This window comes from Limosilactobacillus reuteri subsp. simiae (assembly GCF_020784875.1).
In the GTDB taxonomy this organism is placed as follows: domain Bacteria; phylum Bacillota; class Bacilli; order Lactobacillales; family Lactobacillaceae; genus Limosilactobacillus; species Limosilactobacillus reuteri_H.
Genome location: NZ_JAJGUI010000089.1, coordinates 20,662 through 39,519 on the forward strand (window position 1 = coordinate 20,662; position 18,858 = coordinate 39,519).

Here is an 18,858-nt window from a genome sequence, read left to right on the forward strand (position 1 = left end):
TTTAAAGATGTTAAATCCTATTACATCAACGTTTACTTCTCGTCCAATTGCTCATCGGTCTTCAAAACGGCCATAAAGGCGGCCTGAGGAATATCAACTTTTCCGACAGCCTTCATCCGTTTCTTCCCACGTTTCTGCTTATCTAATAATTTAGCACGCCGGTCTGGATCCCCTGTATGAATACGGGCAGTAACGTCTTTTCGGTAGGCTTTAATATTGGTCCGGGCAATAATTTTTGAGCCGATTGCTGCTTGAATTGGGATTTCAAAGTTTTGCCGTGGAATAATCTTCTTTAACTTAGCAGTAATTTCCCGACCACGTTCTGCCGCAAAATCACGGTGAGCAATAAAGCTCAATGCATCCACCTTATCGCCATTGAGCAAGATGTCAATCTTAACCAAATTACTTGGCCGGTAACCATCAATTTCATAATCTAAGGAAGCGTATCCCCGTGTAGAACTCTTTAACTTGTCAAAGAAGTCAAAAATAATTTCTGACAGCGGAATATGATAAATAACGTTTACCCGGGTATCACTTAGATATTCCATCGTATCAAAGTCTCCCCGTTTCCGTTGGCAAAGCTCCATTACTGGGCCAACATAATCATTGGGTACCATAATTGAAGCGCGGACATATGGTTCCTTAATCGCTTTAATTGAAGAAGCATCTGGCATTTCAGCCGGATTTTCCACTTCTTTCGTTGTCCCATCCGCTAATTCAACATGGTAAGTAACAGATGGTGCAGTTGTGATTAAATCAAGATTAAATTCACGTTCAAGTCGTTCTTGAATAACATCCATGTGAAGTAACCCTAAGAAACCACAACGGAACCCAAATCCCAATGCTTGCGATGATTCCGGTTCAAAAGTTAATGCTGCATCATTAAGTTGAAGCTTTTCCAACGCATCACGTAAATCATTAAATTTAGCATTATCGGTTGGATAGAGTCCAGCATATACCATTGGCGTCATTTGCCGATATCCTTCTAACGGCTTATCTGTAGGATTATCCGCACTTGTAACCGTATCACCAACCCGGGTATCTTTAATGTCTTTAATTGCTGCGGTGATGTAACCTACATCCCCAGCCATCAATACATCACGTGCTAATGGTTTAGGAGAGTTAATCCCCACTTCTGCTACCTCATATTCGGTACCACCGTTCATTAATTTAATTCGGTCACCTTTTTTAACCGTTCCTTCAACAACCCGGACACTAAGAACCACTCCCCGATAATCATCATATTTTGAATCAAAGATAAGAGCTTTCAAAGGCGCAGTTAAATCTCCTGTTGGTGCTGGGACATCCTTAACGATTTTTTCCAGAACTTCATCAACGCCCATTCCAGTCTTAGCACTAATATCAACTGCCTCATCAGTATCTAAACCAATCTCGTCTTCAATCTGCTTCTTAGTACCCTCAGGATCAGCAGAAGGTAAATCGATCTTATTGATAACAGGTAAAATTTCAAGGTCATTGTCAAGCGCTAAAAAGACGTTAGCAAGGGTCTGTGCTTCTACCCCTTGTGTTGCATCGACTACTAAGACGGCACCTTCACAGGCAGCAAGAGACCGTGATACTTCATAAGAAAAATCGACGTGGCCTGGTGTATCGATTAAGTGGAAAATGTAATCTTCACCGTCTTTAGCATGATATGTCAAGGCGACGGCATTTAATTTGATTGTAATGCCCCGTTCACGTTCTAGAGGCATATCATCAAGAATCTGATTTTTCATTTCACGTTTGCTGATTGAATCAGTCATTTCTAAAATACGATCAGCAAGCGTTGATTTTCCATGGTCAATGTGGGCAACAATCGAGAAATTCCGAATGTGTTTTTGCCGCTCTTTCATTTCTTCTAGGTTCATTTAAAAAGACTCACTTTCAACGAATATTCTTTATCTAGTATACCAAATCCTCGTTTAGAATGGGAAACCTTCTACTAGATATACAAAAAGCAGGAAAAATATTAAGCTTTTCCTGCTTCATAAAAATTATTTACTTATCCTCAAAGGCATCACGTAACTTATCAAGAACTGTCTTCTTCACACCCTTAACATCTTCACCACTAGCAGCCGCAAAAGCTAACATTGCTTCACGTTGACGTTTGTTAAGGCTCTTAGGTGTCTTAACATGGACAGTAACATGTTCATCCCCGTTACCATTACCGTTAAGGTGTGGAACACCCTTGCCACGCAAGCGGAAATTAGTTTCTGATTGTGTTCCAGCAGGAATTTTAAGGTTGACATCACCATGAACCGTTTTAACTTTTACTTCGTCTCCCAAAGCTGCTTGAGCAAACGAAATATCACGATCAACGTAAATTGTTGAACCATCACGACGGAATTCTCGACTTGGTGTTACTCGGAAGACAATATACAAATCTCCGGCTGGGCCGCCATTCTCACCAGCATCCCCTTGATGTTGGAGCCGCATTTGTTGACCATCATCAACACCGGCAGGCACCTTTACTTCTAGCTCATGACGTTCATGAACATGTCCTGCACCATGGCAAGTATCACAACGATCTTCTGGCTTAATAATCTTTCCAGTTCCATTACATTCTGGACAAGTGGTTTGAGTTTGCATATTGCCTAGTGGTGTTTGACGAACACTCGTAATCACGCCGGCACCATGACACCGCGGACAAGTTATTGGCGATTTACCAGGCTTTGCTCCGGTTCCATGACAAGTCTTACATTCTGCATCACGGTCATACTTGATAGTAGTTGTTTTACCAAAAACCGCATCCATAAAATCAAGAGTCATTGCATATTGTAAATCACGCCCTTGACGCGGGGCTGTTGGGTCCCGACGAGCACGACCACCACCGCCAAAGAATTGACTAAAGATGTCGTCAAAGCCGCCACCAAAGTTAGAATAAGCTTGACCACCACCAAAGCCGCCAAAGCCTTGACTGGCAGCACCTTGTGGGCCAGCTGAACCAAATTGATCATATTGAGCACGTTTTTGACTATCACTCAATGTCTCATATGCTTCATTAATCTTCTTAAACTTTTCTTCTGCACCAGGCTCGTGGTTAACGTCTGGGTGGTATTTTGCCGCAAGCCGACGATATGCACGCTTGATGTCTTTTTCGGATGCATCCTTAGAGACACCTAAAATGTCATAATAATCTTGTTCTGCCATATAATAAATACCTCATTACTTTATTGCTTGTTTAGTTATACCACAGCCAGCAAACGAAAGTAAAAGCCAAAGTCCTTTTTTCTGGCCTTTGGCTTTTACACTAACATTTTAAGACTGTTTACCGCAGGCTATTTCTTGTCGTCTGGTGTAACGTCCTTAAAATCACCATCAACAGTATTGTCATCATTACCGTTGTCATTACCATTTTGTTGGTTATCTCCAGGTTGACCATTAGCAGCGCCACCTTGTGCACCTTGAGCTTGTTGGTAAAGCTTTACGCTAAGGTCTTGAATAACTTTGTTCAAAGCATCCTTCTTAGCTTTCATTTCATCAAGGTTGCCGCTTTCTTTAGCCTTCTTTAATTCGTCACGAGCACTTTCAGCCTTCTTGATATCATCTTCAGGAACTTTACCCTTAACTTCCTTCAAAGTCTTATCAACTTGGAAGAGTTCTTGGTCAACTTCATTCTTCAAGTCAACTTCTTCCTTCTTCTTCTTGTCGGCTTCGGCATGCTCTTCAGCATCCTTCTTCATCCGTTCAATTTCTTCATCACTTAAGCCTGAGTTAGACTTGATAGTGATGTTTTGCTTCTTGTGAGTTCCTTGATCTTCAGCAGAAACATTAACAATACCGTTCTTATCGATATCAAATGTAACTTTGATTTGAGGAACACCACGAGGAGCAGCAGGAATATCAGTTAGTTGGAAGTTACCTAAAGTCTTGTTATCTGCTGCCATTGGACGTTCACCTTGAAGAACGTGAATATCAACAGCTGGTTGGTTATCAGCAGCAGTGGAGAAGATTTGACTCTTTGAAGTAGGAATAGTTGTGTTACGGTCAATCAACTTAGTGAAGACACCACCCATGGTTTCAATACCAAGTGAAAGTGGAGTAACATCAAGTAATACGACATCCTTAACATCACCAGTAAGAACCCCACCTTGAATAGCTGCACCAAGAGCAACCGCTTCGTCAGGATTGATTGAGTGGTTAGGTTCCTTACCAGTTAATTCCTTAACCATTTCTTGAACGGCAGGAATACGAGTAGATCCACCATTTAAGATAACTTCATCAATGTCATCAAAAGTAAGGTCAGCATCTTTCAAAGCATTCAATACTGGTTGCTTTGTCCGTTCAACTAAGTCATTAGTTAATTGGTTAAATTGTGCCCGACTTAATGTCTTTTCCAAGTGTAATGGACCGTTTTCACCAGCTGAAATAAATGGTAAGCTGATTTGTGCTTCTTGAACACCTGACAAGTCCTTCTTAGCCTTTTCAGCAGCATCCTTCAAACGTTGAAGAGCCATCTTATCTTGAGAAAGATCAACACCATGTTCTTCCTTAAAGCCATCAATTAACCAATCCATGATCTTTTGGTCAAAGTCATCCCCACCTAAATGAGTATCACCATTAGTAGAGAGAACTTGGAAGACACCGTCACCTAATTCAAGGATGGAAACATCGAATGTACCACCACCAAGGTCATAAACAAGGATCTTTTCATCTTTGTCCTTCTTGTCAAGACCGTATGCTAATGATGAAGCAGTAGGTTCGTTAATAATCCGCTTTACATCAAGGCCCGCAATTTTACCGGCATCCTTAGTAGCTTGACGTTGAGCATCATTGAAGTATGCAGGAACAGTAATAACTGCTTGAGTAACAGTATCACCAATGTAGTCTTCAGCATATTTCTTAAGGTATTGCAAAATCATTGCTGAAATTTCTTGTGGAGTATATTTCTTACCATCAACTTCAACAGTGTATCCTGCTTCACCCATGTGACTCTTGATTGATGAAATAGTGTTAGGATTAGTAATTGCTTGACGCTTTGCTACTTCTCCAACTTGAGTTTCACCATTCTTAAATGAAACAACAGATGGTGTTGTCCGACTTCCTTCTGGGTTGGTGATAATCTTAGGTTCATTACCTTCCATAACAGCAACCGCAGAGTTAGTAGTACCTAAATCAATACCAATAATCTTATTACTTGCCATAATTTATTTCCTTCTCTCACAAATTTATTGAGCTACAACAACCATTGCTGGGCGTAATACCCGGTCTTTGAGTTGATATCCTGCTTGAAGAACATTAACAACAGTTTCAGGCTTCTGACCTTCTTCGACCGGAACAGTTTGAACTGCCTGGTGAAGAGTAGGATCAAATGTTTCACCATCAGCTTTGATTTCAGTGATGCCATGATCATTTAATGCCTTTACAAGGTGATCATGGACCATTTGAATGCCCTTTTTAAGTTGCTTGCCATTATCGTCTACAACTTCAATTGCTAACGCCCGTTTAAGGTTATCAAGCACTGGTAAAATTGACTTTGCTAAATCCTGACCATCATATTTAAGGATTTGAGCCCGTTCTTTATTAAAACGATTAGTCATATTTTGAATTTCTGCTTCTGCTCGTAAATATTTGTCATCTTTATCAGCGAGCTGCTTCTTTAAGTCAGCAATCTCTTCTTTTAATTTAGAAGTTTGATCATCCTTCTTATCTGAAGCCTCTTTTTTTATATCTTTTTTAGGTGCCTTTTCATTTTCAGGCGCAGTTTGTTTTTGTTGTTCTTCTTGTTTTTCCTTGGCCAATTAACTCGCCTCCTATGAATCATAATAGTGACGGTAGAAATCTAATAGCCGTTTTGCTAATTCTTGGCGAAAGGCATTTACAATCCCAATCGTCCGTGAATAAGGCATCCTTGTTGGACCAAGAACTGCAATAATTCCTCGTCCATATTGTTCAACATTATAACTTGCAGTGATCAAGCTATAGTCATCAAGAAGCTTATTCTTAGAGATTTCTTGACCGATTTTAACGTTAACTCCATTATCTGAGGTAAGTGTCGAATCCAAGATATTCGATAAGTTATCGTTCTTATCTAATAAGCCATACAGTGATTGGATTGCATGGGGATCATGAGTACTTGCAAAATCCAGTAAGTTCAATCGACCACCAACGAAAAACCGCTCACGTGCTGCTTGAGATAAGACATTATCAAAAATGTCAAGGAAACCATCGGGACTATGCATATAATGCAGAACCTGGAGTGGGATATCATCTTTTAGTCGTTTTACCACTTCAGATAGCGGCAAACCAACTAATTGATCATTAATCATTCTAATTACTGCCTGCATTGCATCTGTGTCAATGTCCGGCGGCAAAGTGAATGACTGATTTTCAACCTCACCGCTATCAGTAACCAAGATCGCAATAACCTTATGATTTCCTAGCGGTACAACTCGAAAGCCACTCAAACGAACACTTTCTTGCTCAGGCTTTAATGTAAAAGCAGTATATGAAGTTAAGTTTGATAAGATATCTGCTGAATGTGAAATAATCTCGTCAATCTTTTGAAAACCGGTTCCAAGTGAATTTTGAATCACTACCAGGTCATTATCAGTAACTGCTTGTGGATCAAGCAAATTATCAACATAATAACGGTAACCTCGTTTCGATGGAATCCGGCCTGATGAAGAGTGCTCTTTTAAGATCAAATCATTGTCCTCTAAAACCGCCATCTCATTACGGACAGTTGCTGAACTGACCTTAAAAGGCAACTTTTCTGCTAAATGTTTTGATCCAACCGGTTGACCAGTTGATGTGTATTGACGTACAATCGCTTGCAGAATCTTTTTCTGTCGTTGTGTTAGCATCGTATATCACTTCCCCTTTTAGCACTCATTAGGGTCAAGTGCTAAACACACTGTATAATATACCAATTACTACCCTAAAAGTCAAGAAACGTCAAACAATTTTTTAAAGGAGCTTTATCCATGAAACATAAAGAACATCGCTATATTCAACCCCAGAATACTCAAGAAGCAATGTTATTAATTCAGAAGTTATTTAATAAATACCGTAATGCGCCCCTAACGAATGAACTATTAGAATACCATAACAACCTAATCTATCGCTTGCAGTCAGATATTAAAGACGAAGCAATTAAGGAGAACAATCCTAATCAACTTAAGGCCCTTGCTTCCATGACCGAAATCATGCGTAACTGGACAGCAGTGCGCTTAAACGGCCAGCCTTTTAACGGGAAAATGCGGCATTTCAAATTAGTGACTGATGGTGGATTCAAATTTGAACGAAATATTCATAAGATTAACCAGACTACCAGTCATCGGGGAAGTCGGCATTAAAAAAGAGGTTTGATGAATCTTGGTGGCGCAATTGCCACGAAAGATCAATTCAAACCTCTTTTATTTATATTTTTCTAAAATATGACGGGCGTTTTGTTCATCCTGCTTCATCTGTGCAACTAATGCATCTGCTCCCGTGAACTTTTCTTCGCCACGAAGGTACTGATACCAACGAACAACTACTTCTTCACCATACACCATTTGTTGAAAATCAAATAGATTAATCTCAACCGTTAATTGATTAGCATCGCCAAATGTTATGTTATGGCCAACACTTGCCATGCCGTCATACCACTTCTTACCGAGCTTAACTTTGACAGCATAGACCCCAATCCCAGGAATTCGCTCCTCTTCTGGATGCTCAACATTGATTGTAGGAAAACCAAGTGTTCGCCCACGAGCTAAGCCATGAACTACTAAGCCAGTTGTTTGATAAGGATACCCTAGTGCTTGGTTGGCTGCTTCTACATTACCAGCATCAATTAATTTCCGAATTTCTCGTGAACCGACCTTTTCTTGACTTCCATCCTCAGTAAATTTGGGCACAGTTACAACTTCAAACCGTCCCGCTGCATACTTAGGAAGCAATTTCATTGATGCAATATCTTCTTTTCCATAAGTATGATCAAAACCTGCTACGACTGTTTGAGCATGAAAACCTACCAGATACTCATCAACAAATTGCTGAGGGGAAAGACTTGCAAAAGACGAGGTAAAACTTATTAGATAAACCCGATCGACATCAAGATCATTTAATAATTCAAGCTTCCTATCGACTGTTGATAAATATTTAAAGCCACCCTTATATTGACGATAAACAATTCCTGGAGCATGATCATACGTCAAAACTACTAATGGCAATCCTTTTTCACGGGCAATTTCACGGGCACGTTTGATTACTGCCTGATGTCCCCGATGAACACCATCAAAGAAACCCATTGCAAGTACAATTGGCCCCGCAGGAATTAGTCTTTTTTCCAAAGGATGGTGAATTTTAATAACTTGCAACTCCTACACTCCTCAATTAACTGCAAACATTTTAGTTGGCTTATACATTTTATTTTTCGGATCAAAATGATACAGTGCTTTTACTTGTCCATCAAATGATAACACAATTTCCTTCTCACTAGTATTAAGTTCACTTGGAGAAAGCCATCCCCCATTTTGAACCTTTTTCCATTGAGCCACTTGAATCGTTAATTGCGGATAGTCCTTCAAAGCATAATCTAAAGGATACAAGTATTGCTGGAGAGTTTGGGTCGCAACAGCATCGCGAACGTCGTCTAAACTTAAAGTCTGATCAAGAGTAAAGCCTCCACTCTTCAACCGCGTTAACAAACTCATTACTCCTGGATACCCTAGTTTACGTGCAAGATCAACAACAAGCGTCCGAATATAAGTACCCTTACTACATTCAACATTAAAACGGATTCGTTGTTGTTTATTTTCCACATCATACTTTGAGCTTAGTAATTCAAATTTGCTAATAGTCACTTGTCGTTTGGGCCGTTCAACAGTTTCACCAGCTCTTGCATATTCATAAAGTTTTTTCCCATTTACTTTTACAGCCGAATACATCGGTGGGATTTGTATTATTGTCCCCGTTAATGAATTCATGGCTGATAGGATTTCACTAGTCGGGATTTCATTTGTAACTTCTTTTTCCTCAATTTTGTCTCCGTCAAGGTCTTGAGTAGTAGTCGCAAAACCAATTAAAAGCTCACCTTGATATTGTTTTCCTGATTGCATCAAATAATCAACAACTTTGGTAGCATTTCCAACACAAATTGGTAAAACACCCGCTACACCTGGATCAAGTGTTCCTGAATGACCAATCTTTTTAGTTTTTAAAATTTGTCGTAGTCGACTAACACATGCAAAACTAGTCATCCCACGTTCTTTATATAAGGGTATTATTCCATCCATCGTTATTCCTCCAAGGGGCTGTGATATAAGTCAAGTTACTTTCATAAAAGACAAATAGTGCAGTACAACAATGGCCTCCATCGCTCGTTAAAAACGAACGTTGGAGGCCTATGGTTGCTTGCAAGGGGCTCCCAGAGGCTAGCTTCGCGTCGAAAAACGAAGTCACAAGTAACTTCTGTCTCGCTCCCTTTTTGCTAATTATTTTTCTTTTTTGTGTAAGTCGTTAATGAGTTGATCAATTCGACTACCGTAAGCAACTGATGGGTCTCTTACAAATTTGATTTCTGGAGTCTTAAAAATATTAAGACGTGCGCCTAATTCACTGCGAATTAACCCAGTTGCCTTATCTAATCCAGCCTGTGCCTTCTCCGCATCAGAAGCAAGATCTGACAAGATACTGTAATAGATGGTTGCTTGCTGGAGATCACCAGTAACATCCACACCTGTAATTGTAACGTTTTGTACACGTGGATCACGAACACGTTTTAACAAGATTTCATCAACATCTTTTTGAATTTCTTGAGCTAAACGATCTACTCGATATTGTTTACTTGGCATCTTTATCTCTCCTCAGCTTTTACTTAACTGGAACTTCTTTCATCTTGTAGGCTTCAATAACATCCATTTCTTTAATGTCATTGTAGTTTTCAATTGTCAACCCACATTCGTAACCTTGCTTAACTTCTTTGACATCATCTTTGAAGCGCTTAAGACTACCTAATTCACCTTCGTAAATAACAACGCCATCACGAACTAGACGAACTTTTGCATCACGGGTAATCTTACCAGACGTAACCATTCCCCCGGCAATTGTACCAACCTTTGATGCTTTGTAGATTTGACGAACTTCTACTTGACCAATTGTTTCTTCTTTGTATACCGGTTCAAGCATTCCTTTCATCGCATCTTCAACCTCTTCAATTGCATCATAAATGACACGGTGAAGACGAATATCAATACTGTTAGAATCAGCCAATGTCTTCGCTACAGCAGTTGGACGAACATTAAATCCAATGATGACCGCATTAGATGCTTCAGCTAAGGTAACATCACTTTGATTAATAGCACCAACGGCTTGGTGGATAATATCAACACGAACACCGTCGACTTTAATCTTTTGAAGGCTTTGACTTAAAGCTTCAACTGACCCTTGAACATCGGCCTTAATGATAATTGGTAAGGTCTTCATTTGACCCTTCTTCATCGTAGCAAAGAGGTTATCTAATGTAACATGAGAAGTCTTTTGACGTTCCTTATCCATTGCTCGTTTAGCCCGTTCTTCACCTGCTGCACGGGCAGTCTTTTCATCATCAAAGACAACAAACCGATCCCCGGCTTCTGGTACTTCATTTAACCCAGTAATCTCAACAGGAGTAGATGGAGTAGCTTCTTTAATCCGACGACCATTTTCATTTGTCATTGTCCGTACACGACCAAATGTGTTACCAACAACAATTGGGTCCCCGACGTGAAGAGTACCTTGTTGAACTAAAACGGTGGCAACTGATCCCCGACCTTGATCAAGACGGGCTTCAACAACTGATCCAGCCGCATTTTGATCTGGATTAGCCTTCAATTCCAGCATTTCAGCTTGGAGTAGAATCATATCAAGTAACTCATCAAGATTCTTACCAAATTTGGCAGAAATCTTAACAAAAATCGTATCTCCACCCCAGTCTTCAGGAATCAAGTTATACTTTGCTAATTCTTCAGTTACACGATCTGGATTTGCACCTGGCTTATCAATCTTGTTGACTGCAACAATAATTGGTGTTTGGGCAGCTTGCGCGTGGTGAATAGCTTCAACTGTCTGTGGCATAACTCCATCATCAGCTGCAACAACAAGGACCGTGATATCAGTAATATTTGCTCCTCGTGCACGCATTTCAGTAAAGGCCGCGTGTCCTGGCGTATCAAGGAACGTAATTAATTGATCATTATAGTGAACTTGGTAAGCACCAATTTCCTGGGTGATTCCCCCTGCTTCATGTTCAGTAACATGAGAGTGACGTAACTTATCAAGCAAGGTTGTCTTACCATGGTCAACATGTCCCATAACAGTAACAACAGCTGGCCGCGTTACTTGATGTTCAGTATTATTTTGTTCATCTTCAAACATCTTATCAATGTCTGAAACGTCAACTTGAACCTTTTCTTTAGCCTCAATACCGTAATCAGTTGCTAATAATTCAATTGTATCCTTATCAAGTGACTGATTTTGGTTGATCATTACACCAAGCATAAATAACTTTTTAACGATTTCTGCTGGTGAACGGTGTAAGATCTTTCCTAAGTCTTGAGCATTCATCCCATCAGTATATTCTAATACTTCTGGAAGCGGCTTATCTTTTCGTTGTGTTGGTTGCTTATGAGCTACCTCACGTAACCGCTTGTTCTTATTGTGTTTCTTGTTCTTCTTATTTTTCTTATTAAAGCGTTTGCCATTACGGCCTTGATCGTTATTTAAGCTGCCGCCAAATCGCCCACCGTTGTTTTGGTGTTGATTATTTTCTTTTGTTCCATTGTTTGGTCGACTATTGTTTTTCTTTTGTGGACGCTCATTTTGAGTTTTATCATGATCATGGTGTTGATTATGATTTTGTGCTTGATGGTTATTTTGCTTATTGTGACCATCATTTTTCTTTACTGGTTGGTGTTGATTATTAGTTGTTTTTTGTCCACCCTTTGCAAGTTGACGTAATTGTTGCGCTTGATCTGGGGTAACAGAAGACATGTGACTTTTAACTCCCATTCCTTGCCGATTGGCCATATTAACTAAGTCTTTGCTAGGCATTTTTAATTCCTTAGCTAATTCATAAATTCGTTCTTTGGCCATATGCTCACACTCCTTATCTCATAGTTAGTAGTTCCTCAAACTTTCTTGCAAAACCTGATTGCATTACACAAAAAACTGTTCGTGCTTGCCCTGTTGCCTGGCTAAGTTGTTCTCTAGTGAAATCTGTTGAAAAAGGAATGCCATAAAATTTACATTTATCAGTAATCTTTTTTGCACTAGCTTTTCCAGCATCTGAAGCTAGGAATACAAACTTTGCCTTTTTAGTTTGAATATTTTTTAAGACAATCTCTTCCCCACTTTGAAGTTGCCGGGCACGCCGAGCAATTCCAAGGAGGTTTAAGACCTGTTCTTTATTTTTGATCATTACCAAATAACTCTTGTCGTGCCTGTAGGTGGTCTGCATACTTGATTAATTCATCATAAAATGATTCATCAAGTTGAACATGAAAAGCTTTTTCAAAAGTTTTTTCTTTCTTAGCGCGCTTTGCAATATCCACATCTACTGCAACATATGCTCCACGACCAGGCTTTTTACCAGTTGGGTCTAAGGAGACTTCATTTTCCTTATTCTTAACTACCCGAATCAGTTGCCGTTTAGGCATCATTTCACCGGTAACAATGTCTTTACGCATCGGTATTTTTCTCTTTTTCATTATTTTCACCCCGCTGCTTAATTTCTAGTTATTCTTCGTTATTGTCAATATTTTCTTCTGAATCAGCTACTTCTTCAGATTCTTGGTCATTTTCAGTCATTTCAGATTCAGACTTGATATCAATTTTGTACTTAGTCAAACGAGCAGCAAGACGAGCATTTTGTCCCCGCTTACCGATGGCTAAGGATAATTGGCTATCTGGGACAACGACAGTGCATGAACGTTCTGTTTGTCCTTCAGTTGTTTCTTCACCTTCGCTATCCTCAGTTTCGCTTGTTGCCTTCTCCTCGTTAAAGATTACATCAAGTACTTCTGCTGGGTTCAAAGCATTAGCGATAAATTTAGCCGGATCCTTAACGTACTCCACAATATCCATATTCTCGCCATCAAGTTCATTAACGATTGCTTGGACACGAGAACCTCGAGGACCAACGCAAGTCCCAACTGGATCAACATTAGGATCATTTGAGTATACTGCAACCTTAGCACGATCGCCTGCTTCACGAGCAATATTTTCGATTAAGACAGTTCCATCTTTGATTTCAGGCACTTCTCGTTCAAATAATCGCTTCAAAAGTTCTGGAGCAGTCCGGCTAACAAAAATTTGTGGGCCCCGACGATCGTCATTTACTTTCGTTACATATACCTGAATCCGATCATGGACGTGGTAGTGCTCATTAGGCATCTTATCTCTAAAGCCCATGGCACCTTCTACACCATCTCCTAAATCAACATATGTGAAACGCTTATCTTCTCGTGAAACTTCACCAGTGATAATCTCGTTTTCATAAGTCTTATATTTGTCGTAAATGATTTTCCGTTCTTCTTCACGGAGACGTTGCATTACCACTTGTTTAGCAGTTTGGGCAGCAATCCGACCAAAATCACGAGGGGTAACTTCTTCGCGAATTTCATCACCAATATCATAACCTTGGCCATGAGGGAGCTTCCGTGCATCAGCTAAACTCATAAATTCGTTGCTGTCTGCTTCGACTGCTTCTTCATCATCAGTAATTGTTTTTACAGCGTAGACTTTAATATTACCAGTCAATGAATTGAATTCTACTTCAACATTCTTATCACCGTAATTTTGCTTGTATGCTGATTCAAGTGCTTGTTCTAACGCTTCAATAACAATCTCTTTCTTGATACCCTTTTCTTTTTCAAGATAATCAAGGGCGCCAATCATCTCAGTGTTAATTTTTGGCTTACTCACCTTTCGACACTCCTTTAATACTAGAATTTAATCGCTAATCGGGCCTGGGCAATTTTCTGACGATCAATCGTAATTTGCCGATGACGAGTCTTATCTAAATAATCCAACGTAATTTCTTTACCAGATAATTGCGTTAATGTACCCTCATAAACCTTTTGACCATTAATCTGTTGGTAAAGAGAGATGTGAATGTAATGGTCAATTGCTCGTTGATAATCTTCCTCTTTCTTTAGTGGGCGTTCAGCACCTGGTGAGGAAACTTCTAAAAAGTAAGCCTGTGGAATTGGATCAGGTTCAACATTATCTAATGCTTCACTTAATTCATCACTGACAAGTGCGCAATCTTCTAGCGTAATCCCACCGTCTTTATCAATATAAACGCGGAGGTACCAGCTTTTACCTTCTTTTACAAACTCTAAGTCATATAAGTAAAAATCATGGTCCTGTAAAATCGGCGTTACAAGATCTGTTACAGTTTCTACAACACTGCTCAAACGTGTCACCTCCATTATTTGCAATAAAAAGAGCGAGCATCTCTGCTCACTCCCACGAGTTATTTACCATAATCTATTGTAGCATGTAACATCGCTACTGGCAAGCAATGAAGCATGTTTTCATTATTATTCCTTAAAACAAGCTAAGTTGATTTTCGTCAGGCAGCTTATCTAATACATGATTATCGGTGAGGAAGTCAATAAGTGTCTGCGAAACCTTTCCGCGCTCTGCCAAATCTTCTTTAGAAAGGAATGGCCGTTCTTCACGTGCGGCAACAATTTGCTTAGCAACGTTTAGCCCTAATCCAGGAACTGCCCGGAATGGTGCAATTAATGAATCACCATCAATCAACCAATCGGAGGCATCCGATTTTTCAATATCAACCATCTTAAATTTAAAGCCCCGTTCCAGCATTTCATTAGCTAGTTCAAGAATTGTTAAGAGATTCTTCTCTTTTGCACTGGCATCATTTCCCTTATCATTGATTTCTTTCATCCGTTGCTTAACCGCATCTTTACCATGAGACATCGCTACTACATCAAAGTCATCTGCGCGCACGGAGAAGAATGCACAATAATAAACTAACGGGAAATAAACCTTAAAGTAAGCAATTCGTAGAGCCATCAAGACATAAGCAGCCGCGTGCGCCCGCGGGAACATATACTTAATCTTCAAACATGAGTCCATATACCATTGTGGAACATTAGCTTCATGCATCTTTTCTTGCCAATCGTCTGGAATTCCGCGCCCCTTCCGTACGTGTTCCATAATTTGGAAAGAAATTTCTGAGTCCATTCCATAGTGGATTAAGTCGGTCATGATGTTATCACGACAACCAATAACATTAGCGATAGTGGCAATTCCCTGTTTGATTAGTTCCTGGGCATTATCTAGCCACACACCAGTCCCATGTGAAAGACCTGAAATTTGTAATAATTGGGAGTAATTTTTCGGATGAGTATCCTCCAGCATCCCCCGGACAAATCGCGTCCCGAATTCCGGCAATCCTAGTGTACCAGTTTTACTTTGAATTTGTTCTTCAGTTACCCCTAATACCTTAGGACTAGAGAACAAGGCCATCACCCCTGGATCATCCATTGGAATCGATTGAGGATCAATTCCTGATAAATCTTGCAAGGCACGAATCATCGTTGGATCATCATGTCCCAAAATATCCATTTTAAGAATATTATCGTGAATCGAGTGGAAATCAAAGTGAGTTGTTTCCCAGGCAGCTGTTTGATCGTCAGCAGGATACTGTACAGGTGTAAAGTCATAAATATCCATATCATCAGGAACAATAATGATCCCAGCCGGGTGCTGACCAGTAGTTCGCTTAACGCCTGTGGCTCCTTTTGCTAAGCGATCCTCCTCTGCCTTTCTAAATTCCTTTTCTGTATCTCGTTCGTAAGCCTTCACATATCCATATGCCGTCTTATCAGCAACCGTACCAATCGTCCCGGCACGGAATACATTTTTTTCACCGAATAAAACTTTCATATAGTTATGGGCAATTGGCTGGTAGTCACCAGAGAAGTTTAAATCAATATCTGGCACCTTATTACCCTTAAATCCAAGGAAAGTTTGGAATGGAATATCATGACCGTCTTTTACCATTAGAGTGCCACACTTTGGACATTTTTTATCTGGCAAATCGAAACCTGAACTATATTCCCCTTGCGTATAGAAGTGGGTAAACTGACAATTTGGACAACGGTAATGTGGTGGCAACGGGTTAACTTCCGTAATTCCCGAAAGCGTTGCAACCACACTTGAACCAACAGATCCCCGCGAACCTACTAAGTATCCATCTTTATTGGACTTAGCTACTAGTCGTTGGGCAATTAAATAGTGAACAGAGAATCCGTTCTTAACAATACTGTTCAACTCTAATTCAATCCGGTCCTGAACTAATTGTGGCAAAGGATCACCATACCATTTTCGCGCAGTATTCCATGTCCGATCTTGAATTTCCTGTTCGGCCCCCTTCATATGCGGTGGATAAAGTTTATCTTTTACTGGCCGAATATTGTCATCAATCTCAGCTGCAATCTTATTACTATTCTCCACAACTAATTCGTGGGCTTTTTCTTCACCGAGAAAAGCAAATTCATTTAGCATTTCATCAGTGGTCCTAAAGTGCACTTCTGGACGCTCAGTTCGATTTAACGGGTTTGCGCCACCTTGCGAATTAATCAGGATCTTACGGTAAATTCCATCATGTGGATCAAGGTAATGGACATCTCCAGTGGCAACCACTGTTTTTTCCAACTCATCCCCTAGTTTGACCATATTTTTGAGGATATCTTCGAGGTGGTCTTCATCTGCAATCACGTGTTGTTCAAGCAACGGTGCATAGTTTGGCTTGGGCTGAACTTCAATAAAATCATAGTAGCGCGCCTTTTCTAGTGCTTGATCGTACCCCTTCTCCATCATCGCGGTAAATACTTCCCCCGATGAACAAGCAGTTCCCAAAAGCAGTCCTTCACGATATTTCGTCAGCACTGTCCGCGGGATTCGCGGTACCCGGTAAAAATATTCAACGTTTGATAGTGATACTAACTTAAATAAGTTTTTCAAGCCAGCCTGGGTCTGCGCAAAAATCGTTACATGAAAAGGTCGCGCATGACGGTAAGCATTATTTTCTTCCATATGCTTGTTTAAATCATCCACATACTTCACATCATAACGGGCTTCAGCATCTTTCAAGAACTTATAAAGCAAGTGTCCTGTAGCTTCCGAATCATAGTTAGCACGGTGGTGATGTTCCAATGCTACCTTAAACTTTTTACTAAGCGTGTTTAATCGGTATCCTCGCATATCAGGATATAAGAATCGCGCCAGTGGTAATGTATCGATTACTGGTTCCGCGATTTTTCCCATTTGATGACGTTCATAGCCAGTATTCATAAAACCCATATCAAATGCAACGTTATGACCAGCAATGATACAGCCCTTACAAAAGTCCTTAAACATCTGAAAAACTTCTTCTTCAGTTTTTGAACCCTGAACCATTTCAGTGGTGATACTAGTTAAATTAGTTGTTTGTTCTGATAACGGGAAACCCGGATCGATGAATTCATCAAAACGTTCTAAGACATTTCCATCTTGCATTTTAACTGCAGACAATTCAATTACCTTATCGTAAATTGCCGATAACCCTGTCGTTTCCACGTCAAAAATGACATAGGTCTGATGAGCGAGTTCTTCATGATTCTCGTTATATACCAATGGAATTCCATCATCAACAACATTAGCTTCCATTCCATATAGCATTTTAATACCCGTTTTTTGGGCCACACTAAATGCTTCCGGAAAAGCCTGGACATTCCCATGATCGGTTACCGCAATCGCTGGATGTCCCCACTTATGAGCACGAGTTGCAAGCTCAGTAATCGAATTAGTGGCATCCATCTGACTCATTGTTGTATGCGTATGAAGTTCAACTCGTTTATCATCTTGAGGAGCTTTATCTTGACGCGCTGTATGAGTTACTTCATTAACATCATAGGCCGTGATTACCAAGTCTCGCATCCAGGTATCTTCTTGTACAGGCCCGCGAACTTTCAGCCACATTCCTGCTTTGATATTGGCAAATTGTGCTTCTTCATCACTGTTACGTGAGAATTTCTTGACAGCAAAAGAAGAAGTGTAGTCCGTAATTTCAAAGGTTAATAATTGACGACCTGAGCGTAGTTCGCGAATTTCTGCATTAAATACATATCCTTCAACAACCACGGACCGCTCTTCACCCTCAATGTCTTTCATTTGAATAACATTCTGCTTACTATCAATCATCCGGCCAAGTTGAACTGGGCCATCAGCAGGAGCAACTGGTGCACTTTTCTTTGCCGTTTTCTTTGCGGCCTCATTTTTCTTAATACGGGCAGCCGCCTTGGCAGCAAGCACGGCATCAGCTTTCTCGTGTTTAGCCTTTAATTCTTCAATTTTTGCTTGCGAGGCTGACTGGTCAACAAATGGGTGAATCCTAAATTTAGGAAAGCCTAGCTCTTGGTATGACTTTTCAATCTTATCTAATGCTTTCTGTGCTAGTAAGTCTTTAATTACCTCATTTTCAACAACCAGCGTTACGCGACCCTCCTTAACCTCGGGAGCCGTTTGTAAGCAAGCTTGTTGGAGCATTGGTGTATCACTAATTGCCTTATTAATGATGAACTGCCAATAATTAGCTATCTGTGATTCATCAAGTTCTGTCATGGGAGTACTAATCTTCAAACTAACTTTAGCAATATCTTTAAACCCTAGCTGTAAGCTCTGGTTGAACTGCGTAAATAGGTCATACGGTAAAGCTTTATTAAAGATTAAGTGAAATTCCCAGTGCCGAGACTTTTTATGAACAACAACTGATTGAACTGCGGCATTTCTGAATGCAGAATTGTCTTTTTCCGGAAAGTGAATTTGTTCTAATAGTTTTCCAAATAATTCTTGGCGACTTAATCCCACGTTCTAATC

15 protein-coding genes are annotated in these 18,858 nt (G+C 40.1%); 1 reads left to right on the forward strand and 14 read right to left on the reverse strand.

Annotated elements, in window-relative coordinates; genetic code table 11:
- Positions 1-32: 32 nt before the first annotated feature.
- The 5 genes from lepA to hrcA all read right to left on the reverse strand — a co-directional run bounded on the left by lepA (position 33) and on the right by hrcA (position 6,806).
- Positions 33-1,868, reverse strand: coding sequence for a translation elongation factor 4 (gene lepA, locus LMC10_RS02245; protein WP_003665812.1), 1,836 nt, complete (start codon positions 1,866-1,868; stop codon positions 33-35).
- Positions 1,869-1,998: 130 nt separating this feature from the next.
- On the reverse strand, positions 1,999-3,150 hold the full coding sequence (gene dnaJ, locus LMC10_RS02250) for a molecular chaperone DnaJ (RefSeq protein WP_229268808.1): 1,152 nt from the start codon (positions 3,148-3,150) through the stop codon (positions 1,999-2,001).
- A 128-nt stretch (positions 3,151-3,278) separates the two neighbouring features.
- Complete coding sequence (gene dnaK, locus LMC10_RS02255; protein WP_003674311.1) at positions 3,279-5,144, reverse strand: molecular chaperone DnaK; 1,866 nt, start codon at positions 5,142-5,144, stop codon at positions 3,279-3,281.
- A 24-nt stretch (positions 5,145-5,168) separates the two neighbouring features.
- Positions 5,169-5,741, reverse strand: a complete 573-nt coding sequence (gene grpE, locus LMC10_RS02260) for a nucleotide exchange factor GrpE (RefSeq protein WP_065532822.1) — start codon at positions 5,739-5,741, stop codon at positions 5,169-5,171.
- Between the two features lie 12 nt (positions 5,742-5,753).
- On the reverse strand, positions 5,754-6,806 hold the full coding sequence (gene hrcA / locus LMC10_RS02265) for a heat-inducible transcriptional repressor HrcA (protein ID WP_019254153.1): 1,053 nt from the start codon (positions 6,804-6,806) through the stop codon (positions 5,754-5,756).
- 120 nt (positions 6,807-6,926) lie between these two features.
- Here hrcA and LMC10_RS02270 point away from each other — a divergent pair, with 120 nt between their 5' ends.
- On the forward strand, positions 6,927-7,298 hold the full coding sequence (locus tag LMC10_RS02270; protein WP_003674316.1) for a hypothetical protein: 372 nt from the start codon (positions 6,927-6,929) through the stop codon (positions 7,296-7,298).
- A gap of 60 nt (positions 7,299-7,358) precedes the next feature.
- On the opposite strand, the gene ribF is transcribed toward LMC10_RS02270, so the two are convergent.
- The 9 genes from ribF to LMC10_RS02315 form a co-directional block, all read right to left on the reverse strand.
- The gene (gene ribF, locus LMC10_RS02275; protein ID WP_020843060.1) at positions 7,359-8,306 is read right to left on the reverse strand and encodes a riboflavin biosynthesis protein RibF; all 948 of its coding nucleotides are present in this window, start codon (positions 8,304-8,306) and stop codon (positions 7,359-7,361) included.
- A gap of 12 nt (positions 8,307-8,318) precedes the next feature.
- A complete protein-coding gene (truB, locus tag LMC10_RS02280) occupies positions 8,319-9,224 on the reverse strand; it encodes a tRNA pseudouridine(55) synthase TruB (protein ID WP_229268809.1) in 906 nt (301 codons plus the stop codon).
- A 198-nt stretch (positions 9,225-9,422) separates the two neighbouring features.
- Positions 9,423-9,782 carry a 30S ribosome-binding factor RbfA gene (gene rbfA / locus LMC10_RS02285; protein ID WP_003665800.1) on the reverse strand — a complete coding sequence of 120 codons (360 nt, stop codon included), beginning with the start codon at positions 9,780-9,782 and terminating at the stop codon, positions 9,423-9,425.
- Between the two features lie 19 nt (positions 9,783-9,801).
- On the reverse strand, positions 9,802-12,060 hold the full coding sequence (infB, locus tag LMC10_RS02290; protein ID WP_065532820.1) for a translation initiation factor IF-2: 2,259 nt from the start codon (positions 12,058-12,060) through the stop codon (positions 9,802-9,804).
- 13 nt (positions 12,061-12,073) lie between these two features.
- Entirely contained in the window at positions 12,074-12,385 is a 312-nt protein-coding gene (locus LMC10_RS02295; protein ID WP_003665798.1) for a L7Ae/L30e/S12e/Gadd45 family ribosomal protein, read from the reverse strand.
- On the reverse strand, positions 12,372-12,674 hold the full coding sequence (gene rnpM / locus LMC10_RS02300; protein ID WP_003668183.1) for an RNase P modulator RnpM: 303 nt from the start codon (positions 12,672-12,674) through the stop codon (positions 12,372-12,374). Before rnpM ends, LMC10_RS02295 begins: the two co-directional genes overlap by 14 nt.
- Before the next feature lie 28 nt (positions 12,675-12,702).
- Complete coding sequence (gene nusA, locus LMC10_RS02305) at positions 12,703-13,890, reverse strand: transcription termination factor NusA (protein WP_229268810.1); 1,188 nt, start codon at positions 13,888-13,890, stop codon at positions 12,703-12,705.
- Positions 13,891-13,910: 20 nt separating this feature from the next.
- Complete coding sequence (rimP, locus tag LMC10_RS02310) at positions 13,911-14,384, reverse strand: ribosome maturation factor RimP (RefSeq protein WP_229268811.1); 474 nt, start codon at positions 14,382-14,384, stop codon at positions 13,911-13,913.
- A 133-nt stretch (positions 14,385-14,517) separates the two neighbouring features.
- Positions 14,518-18,849 (reverse strand): PolC-type DNA polymerase III, encoded by a 4,332-nt coding sequence (locus tag LMC10_RS02315; protein ID WP_229268812.1) that lies wholly within the window; start codon positions 18,847-18,849, stop codon positions 14,518-14,520.
- Positions 18,850-18,858: the final 9 nt, after the last annotated feature.